Origin of the sequence: Paracoccus aestuariivivens (assembly GCF_009711225.1) — a bacterium.
GTDB lineage: Bacteria > Pseudomonadota > Alphaproteobacteria > Rhodobacterales > Rhodobacteraceae > Paracoccus > Paracoccus aestuariivivens.
In genome coordinates this window covers 105,521-112,769 of record NZ_WMIE01000009.1, presented here as the reverse complement: position 1 = coordinate 112,769, position 7,249 = coordinate 105,521, and the positions used below count along the sequence as shown (strand labels likewise).

The 7,249-nt window shown below is 60.3% G+C and carries 7 protein-coding genes; 1 reads left to right on the top strand and 6 read right to left on the bottom strand.

Going from position 1 to position 7,249, the window contains the following annotated elements:
• Window positions 1-199: hypothetical protein (locus GL286_RS22325; RefSeq protein WP_211596355.1), on the top strand; the 199-nt coding region annotated here is incomplete at its 5' end.
• Between the two features lie 236 nt (window positions 200-435).
• On the opposite strand, the gene rpsI is transcribed toward GL286_RS22325, so the two are convergent.
• From rpsI to GL286_RS14900, 6 genes are all read right to left on the bottom strand, one after another.
• The gene (rpsI, locus tag GL286_RS14925) at window positions 436-918 is read right to left on the bottom strand and encodes a 30S ribosomal protein S9 (protein ID WP_155096369.1); all 483 of its coding nucleotides are present in this window, start codon (window positions 916-918) and stop codon (window positions 436-438) included.
• Between the two features lie 3 nt (window positions 919-921).
• Window positions 922-1,386: a 50S ribosomal protein L13 gene (gene rplM, locus GL286_RS14920; RefSeq protein ID WP_155096368.1), complete on the bottom strand. Its 465-nt coding sequence runs from the start codon at window positions 1,384-1,386 to the stop codon at window positions 922-924.
• A 118-nt stretch (window positions 1,387-1,504) separates the two neighbouring features.
• Window positions 1,505-1,957 (bottom strand): PaaI family thioesterase, encoded by a 453-nt coding sequence (locus GL286_RS14915; RefSeq protein WP_155096367.1) that lies wholly within the window; start codon window positions 1,955-1,957, stop codon window positions 1,505-1,507.
• A 57-nt stretch (window positions 1,958-2,014) separates the two neighbouring features.
• A complete protein-coding gene (locus GL286_RS14910; RefSeq protein ID WP_155096366.1) occupies window positions 2,015-2,758 on the bottom strand; it encodes a cytochrome c biogenesis CcdA family protein in 744 nt (247 codons plus the stop codon).
• A gap of 76 nt (window positions 2,759-2,834) precedes the next feature.
• Window positions 2,835-5,417, bottom strand: a complete 2,583-nt coding sequence (locus tag GL286_RS14905) for an Rne/Rng family ribonuclease (RefSeq protein WP_155096365.1) — start codon at window positions 5,415-5,417, stop codon at window positions 2,835-2,837.
• 487 nt (window positions 5,418-5,904) lie between these two features.
• Window positions 5,905-7,230 carry a sigma-54-dependent transcriptional regulator gene (locus GL286_RS14900; protein WP_155096364.1) on the bottom strand — a complete coding sequence of 442 codons (1,326 nt, stop codon included), beginning with the start codon at window positions 7,228-7,230 and terminating at the stop codon, window positions 5,905-5,907.
• Between the last annotated feature and the right edge of the window lie 19 nt (window positions 7,231-7,249).

The window sequence follows — 7,249 nt, the reverse complement described above, 5'->3', positions numbered from 1 at the left end:
ACCGCGCCATTTCCTAACGGCGCCGTGCAAGCCATCAAACTTCTCAAATTTTCCAGATCAGCGCCTCAACAAAGACACCCGATCCGAACCGTTCCAGCGTCTCGCCGTCTCGGTGAAGGCGTATTTAGGCCCTGCGATTGATGCTTACAAGCGCAAAAATGAGCTTCACACGAATAAAAAGCACAAGATAATGATTTAATGTCATTTTTATGTCGCAAACTCACGCAAAAAATTGACGTAATGCCGTTTCGATGGGCCATGTGCGAACTTTAGCTGACGCAAATCTCGACCGAACAGGTCCAATATCAGCAGATCCGGGCATAGAAAGAATCGCATTGCGTAACGCCTTGGCCCCTGCCCGCACCGATTCCCGAAACTGAAACGAAAAACGCGGCCCCGAAGGACCGCGTTTCCGTATTCCAGAAAGAGCTGAAATCAGCGCTTCGAGAACTGGAACGAACGGCGGGCTTTTGCCTTACCGTATTTCTTACGCTCGACGACGCGCGAGTCGCGGGTCAGGAAGCCAGCGGCTTTCAGAGCGGCGCGCAGCGACGGCTCGTGCAGTTGCAGCGCTTTCGAGATGCCGTGCTTGACCGCACCGGCTTGACCCGACAGACCACCACCGGCAACGGTTGCGAACACGTCGTACTGATCGACGACACCGGCAACCTCGAAAGGCTGACGCAGGATCATCTGCAGCACCGGACGGGCGAAATAGGCCGACATGTCTTTGCCGTTGACGACGACTTTGCCCGAACCCGGTTTCACCCAAACGCGAGCGACAGCGTCTTTACGCTTGCCGGTTGCATAGGCACGACCCAGAGCATCGCGCTGAGCGACGTGGAGCGGAGCTTCGGCAACAGCGGCTGCCGTGGTGACCGATTTCAGATCATCCAGAGTTTTGATGTCTTCGACCATGGTTTACGCGCTCCGGGTGTTCTTGGGGTTCATGGACTTGACGTCCAGAACTTCGGGCTGCTGAGCTTCGTGCTGGTGCTCGGCACCCGCATAAACGCGCAGGTTGGTCATTTGCTGACGGCCCAGTTTGTTGCGCGAGATCATGCGCTCAACGGCTTTGATCACGACGCGCTCGGGGTGGGCGCCTTCCAGCACTTGGCGTGCGGTGCGGTGCTTGATGCCGCCCGGGTGGCCGGTGTGCCAGTAGTATTTCTTGGCATCGCGCTTGTCGCCGGTCATCTGCACCTTGTCGGCGTTGATGATGATGACATTGTCGCCCATGTCCATGTGCGGAGTGAAGGTCGGCTTGTGTTTGCCACGCAGGCGCATAGCAACGATCGTAGCAAGACGGCCCAGAACAACGCCCTCGGCGTCGATCAGGATCCACTTCTTCTCGATCTCCGCCGGTTTCGCGGTATAGGTTTTCATCGGTCGTCCCTTTAGGGGTGTAATTCGAGATGACGGTATATCGGCGAAACGCGGTCACGAATCAAGAGCCGCGATACTCATTTAATTATTCAAAACCAATACGTTATGAAATAGGTATCTAGATACCGCAAGTTACGTCGCGAATTTTCGACGGTTTTGGAGGAATCGAGTAGGTCATCGAACATCTCGCGACCGGATCGGATACCCCCTCGGAACGGATCAGAACCTCACCAACCGCCAGTACCTTTCCCAGCTTGAGGATACGGCAATCGGCCAAAAGATCGCGTCCGGCCTCGGGTTTGCGCATGAAGTCGATCGAGGCATTCGTCGTGACCGCTAAAGCCACCTCACCTATCCGCGCGAGGATCGCCAGATAGATCGTCACATCGGCAAGCGCGAACATGGACGGACCGCTGACCGTGCCTCCGGGCCGAAGGTGGCTTTCCGCCACGACCAAACGCGCGGTCAGGCGGTCATCGTCAAGTCCATCCACCCTGATCTGGTCTGCGATCTGCGGAAACTCGCGCCCCAGAAAAGCGTTCAACGCAGCAATATCCATCAGCAATGTCATTCCGTCCCCCGTCGTCTTTGCGCGCAGCCTGGCTGGGAAGGGGACAGGATTGCAAGGTTAACCCAGCGCCGCGAGCCAAGGGAAAGTTTCCAGCAGCCAATAGGCAAAAGCAGGGAAGGCTCCGGTCAGCAGGGCAAGCCCGACGATCACCAGCAAACCGCCCATGAGCCGCTCGATCAGTTTCAGATGCGGCTTGATGCGGTTCATCAGTCCCATCGCGCGGTTGATGAAGATCGCCGATAGCAGGAACGGGATGCCCAACCCGAGCGCATAGATCGCAAGCAGCGACGCGCCACGGCCCGCCTCGCCTCCGGTGGCCGCAAGCGACAGGATCATGCCCAGTTGCGGCCCGATGCACGGGGTCCAGCCAAAGGCGAAGGCCAGTCCGAGGATATAGGCCCCGAAGGTGCTGCCGCCACGTTCACCCGTATCCAGACGCGCTTCCGTATCGAGGATCGGGATGCGGATGATGTGCAGGAAATGCAGACCCAGAATGATGACGACCGCCCCTGCCCCGCGCGACAGCCAATCCTGCCATTGCAGGAACATCCGCCCGAAGGCCGAGGCTGCCATGCCCATCAGCAGAAATACGGTCGACAGCCCAAGCACGAAGAACACCGCGGGCAGCACGGCGCTGCGTTCGCCTGTTTTCAGTCCCCCGACGCCAACTCCGGTCATATAGGCCAGATAGGGCGGCACGATCGGCAGAACGCACGGCGACAAGAAAGAAAGAATCCCCGCCAGCAGCGCGACCGTCGCGGCAGGCAAGAAGGCGGCATCTGCAAGTTCGATTCCCAACATGAGCGGCAGATTGCGCCATGAGAAAGGCGCGGGAAAGTCCCGCGCCTGTCAATCTTATGTTATTGTTGCAGAAGGCTCAGCCGAGCGACCACCAACCGCGTCGTTTGGGACGTGCCGTGTCGTTCTCGGCCGTCAATGCCGGTTCGGGCTGCGGCTCGGATCGGGGTTCCGGTTCGGCCACGGGCAGAACGGTTTCGACCAAGACCTCGGCAGGTTCTACGGCCGGGACTTCAGCGACCGGCTCGGCCGCGACCTCGGAAATCTGCTCGATCACTTCAGAAGCGGACAGATCGGCAACAGGCTCGCCCGCTTCCGACGCAGCTGCTTCTTCGACAGCTACGGCTTCAACTGCCTCAACGACGGCGGCAGCTTCCACAGGTGCAGGCGCCTTACGGCGACGCGAGTTGCGTCGCGGTGTAGCGGCGGCATTTGCGGGCTCGCTAGGAGCGTCCTCAGTAGGGGCGGCGTCCGCCGGAGCCACATCCGCAACGGCGACCTCAGCTGCGACTTCCGGCTCGACTTCATCTTCGGACGCCAGATCATCGCTGGCTTGATCGTCACCGGATTGATCCTCAGCGGTAGCACCTTCTTCGCCATTGCGGCCATTGCGGCGGCGACGACGGCGACGGCGACGCGACTTGCCACTGCCTTCGCCATTCTCGGCGCGAACCTCTTCCGAACGCGCTTCTTCCGAACGCGCTTCGACCACGGCTTCTTCGGCGCGATCCTCTTCCTCGATCTCGACCTCATCCTCGATGAAGTCCTCATCGTCGATCTGCGCCATCAGCTTGGCGTCAACCGAAACGACCGGCGAAACAACCTCCGGGACGTTCCGAGTCGCGGTCTTGAACTTCTCGATCGCATAATCGGGCGAGATCAGCGTCGGATCGGCCTCGACGCGGACGGACATACCGTAACGCGCCTCGATACCCGCGATATGCTCGCGTTTGGCGTTCATCAGGAAGTTGGCAACGGCAATTGGAGCCTTGACCAGCACTTCGCGCGACCGCTTGCGGGTACCTTCTTCCTCGATTCCGCGCAGGATGGTCAGCGCAAGGCTGTCATCGCTGCGGATCAGGCCGGTGCCGTGGCAATGCGCGCAAGGCTGCGTAGTCGATTCCAGCATCCCCGGACGCAGGCGCTGACGCGACATCTCCAGCAGGCCGAAGCCCGAGATGCGGCCGACCTGAATGCGGGCGCGGTCGGTTTTCAGCTTGTCCTTGAAGCGCTTCTCGACGGCGGCGTTGTTCTTGCGCTCTTCCATGTCGATGAAGTCGATCACGATCAGACCGGCAAGGTCACGCAGGCGCAATTGGCGGGCGATTTCTTCGGCGGCTTCAAGGTTGGTCTTGACCGCCGTATCCTCGATCGAGCCTTCCTTGGTGGCGCGGCCCGAGTTCACATCGATGGCAACCAGCGCCTCGGTCACGCCGATGACGATGTAACCGCCCGACTTCAACTGGACGACCGGATTGAACATGCCGCCCAGATAGCTTTCCACCTGATAGCGTGCGTAAAGCGGCATCGGATCGGTGTAATGCTTCACGTTCTTCGAGTGGGACGGCATGATCATCTTCATGAAGTCCTTGGCGGTGCGGTAGCCGCGCTCGCCCTCGACGAGAACCTCGTCGATTTCCTTCGAGTAGATGTCGCGGATCGTCCGCTTGATCAAATCGCCTTCCTCATAGACCGGCGCAGGCGCGATCGACTTGAAGGTCAGTTCGCGGATCTGCTCCCAAAGCCGCATCAGATATTCGTAGTCGCGGCGGATCTCGGTCCGGGTGCGCTGGCTGCCAGCGGTGCGGATAATCAGGCCCGCGCCTTCCGGAACCTCCAACTCGGAGGCGATTTCCTTCAGCTTCTTGCGGTCAGCGGCATTGGTGATCTTGCGGCTGATCCCGCCACCGCGCGCGGTGTTCGGCATCAAGACGCAGTAACGACCGGCCAGCGACAGATAGGTGGTCAGGGCCGCGCCCTTGTTGCCGCGCTCTTCCTTGACGACCTGAACCAGCATGATCTGCCGGACCTTGATCACTTCCTGAATTTTATAGCGACGCGGACGCGATTTTTTCGGCGGCGCGATTTCCTCGGCCACGTCTTCTTCGGCAATCGACTCGATCGCATCGTCATCAGCATGATCGTCGCCGCCGTCTTCGTCAGCGTGATCATGCACAGGGATTGCGGTTTCGGCAGTCTCGACCAGCGCGACGACATCGCCCTCGCCTTCCGAGGTGTCCACCACAGTCATGCCGGCGATTTCCTCGGACACGACAACATCGCCCGTATCGGCGGCTGCCGGCTTCGAGGCCTTGCGGCGGCGCGATGACGAACTGCGCTTGGGCTTTTCGTCGTCATCGTTATCGGCAGCGGCGGCCTGACGTTCTTCGTCGAGCAGCGCCTTACGGTCGGCAGCCGGGATCTGGTAATAATCCGGGTGGATCTCGGCGAAGGCAAGGAAGCCGTGGCGGTTTCCACCGTAATCCACGAACGCGGCCTGCAACGAGGGTTCGACCCGTGTTACCTTGGCCAGATAGATGTTGCCAGCAAGCTGCCGCTTGTTGACGGTTTCGAAGTCGAACTCCTCAACCTTGGTTCCATCCACCACGACAACCCGAGTCTCCTCGGCATGCGTGGCGTCGATAAGCATTTTCTTTGACATGTTTCCGACTTTCGGACGGCCTCCTACCTGCGCGCAAAGGGGGCGCTGGCGAACGACCGTTCAATATGGGGACGCGACGCGCCGCGCAGACAACAGCAATCGCGGCGTCAAGGGCTTTCCCCTGACACCGTTGCCGATCAAGCTGCTCAGCGCGATCCATCGCGTCTGTTTACCTTTCTTGGCCCGATCCACCTTTTGGCAGTCCGGGCGGCGATCACGGATACCCAGAGGCCCCGTCGGGGCATGGGTGCGATTTTCCGCGCTTGGCACAGCCGGCACTTTTCGGGTGTCGCGGCTAGCAGACGCGCTGCGAAACTGATGGGGGCAAGCAACCGAAAATTGCGAAGGCCGCCCCTTGCGAGCAAGATAGCGGGGAAGTCAGCGCCGTTACAATGGGTTTTTCAACCGAATGTGACGCAAGCTGCACAAGCCCGACACCTGTGACATCGACATCGCCGATGCCACAGCTCTGACCCGCTTTAGACGATCAAAGGTAATCGCCGCGGCTCAGACCGTATTTTGCCATTTTCTCGTTCAGCGTCCGGCGCGGCAGGCAAAGCTCGTCCATGACGGCTGCGATGCTGCCCTTGTGGCGACGCATTGTGTTGTCGATCAGCATCTTCTCGAAGCTCTCGACATATTCCTTCAGTGGTTTGCCCTCGGTCGTTGTGGCTTCCTGCGTGTCCTCGCCATCCGCCATCAACAACGACGCGATCGAACCCGAGCCGCGACGGTTCTGCAGCACCGCACGTTCAGCGACGTTGATCAGTTGACGCACATTGCCCGGCCAAGGCGCCTGCAACAGCTGGGCGGCCTCCTGCGCGGTGACCTGCGGCGGTTCGCAGCCATATTCCTCGCTGAACTGCTCGGTCATACGCGTGAACAGCGACAGGATGTCCTCGCCGCGCGAACGAAGCGGAGGCAGGGTGATTTTCAGCGCGGTCAGGCGGTAGAACAGGTCGGGACGCAACGAATCCTCGGCCTTGCGCCCTTCGCCACGCGCGTTCGAGATGGCGATGATGCGGGTTTCGGCAGGCACGCCCTGTTCCGCGATGAAGGCCAGTAGACGGGCCTGCAACGGATCGGACAGCGCCTCGATATCTTCAAGGCAAAGCGTACCGCCGCGGGCTTCCTCGACCGCAGGCAATCCGTTTTCGACCGGCCCGAACAGCTTTCCGGCCAGAACCTCGTCATTATAGGCCGCGCAGGAGATCGGCACGAATTTCTTCGAGGCGCGCGGGCCCACGGCATGCAGGGCATGGGCGACCAGCGTCTTGCCGGTGCCGGTCTCGCCGTCGATCAGGACATGGCCGTCGGCCTGACCCAGATCCAGAATATCCTCGCGCAAGCGGTCCATCACGGGACTTGCGCCGATCAGCTTGGACATGACCTGCTGGCCTTCCGACAAGTCACGACGGAGCGCGCGGTTGTCCAGGGTCATCCGGCGCGCCTGCCCCGCGCGCTTGACCAGTTCGGTCAGGCGTTCGGGATTGAAGGGCTTCTCCATGAAGTCCATCGCGCCGATCCGCATCGCCTCGACCGCCATCGGAACGTCACCATGACCGGTGATCATAATGACCGGCAGACCCGAATCGATTCCCATCAAGCGCTTGAGGAACGCCATCCCGTCCATTCCCGGCATCCGGATGTCCGAGATGATGACCCCCGGCCACTCGGCCGAGATCACCTTCAGCGCATCATCAGCGCTGGCAAAGGTTTCCGTGTCGAAACCCGACAACGCCAGCCATTGCCGGATCGACTCGCGCATATCCGGTTCGTCATCCACCACGGCAATCTTCATCGTGCGGCTCATTGGCGCGTTACCTTTCCAT

What these genes read in the sequence shown, in the direction of transcription:
- rpsI (WP_155096369.1), bottom strand. Translation starts at nt 918, where the DNA reads ATGGTCGAAGACATCAAAACTCTGGATGATCTGAAATCGGTCACCACG.
- rplM (WP_155096368.1), bottom strand. Translation starts at nt 1,386, where the DNA reads ATGAAAACCTATACCGCGAAACCGGCGGAGATCGAGAAGAAGTGGATC.
- GL286_RS14915 (WP_155096367.1), bottom strand. Translation starts at nt 1,957, where the DNA reads ATGACATTGCTGATGGATATTGCTGCGTTGAACGCTTTTCTGGGGCGC.
- GL286_RS14910 (WP_155096366.1), bottom strand. Translation starts at nt 2,758, where the DNA reads ATGTTGGGAATCGAACTTGCAGATGCCGCCTTCTTGCCTGCCGCGACG.
- GL286_RS14905 (WP_155096365.1), bottom strand. Translation starts at nt 5,417, where the DNA reads ATGTCAAAGAAAATGCTTATCGACGCCACGCATGCCGAGGAGACTCGG.
- GL286_RS14900 (WP_155096364.1), bottom strand. Translation starts at nt 7,230, where the DNA reads ATGAGCCGCACGATGAAGATTGCCGTGGTGGATGACGAACCGGATATG.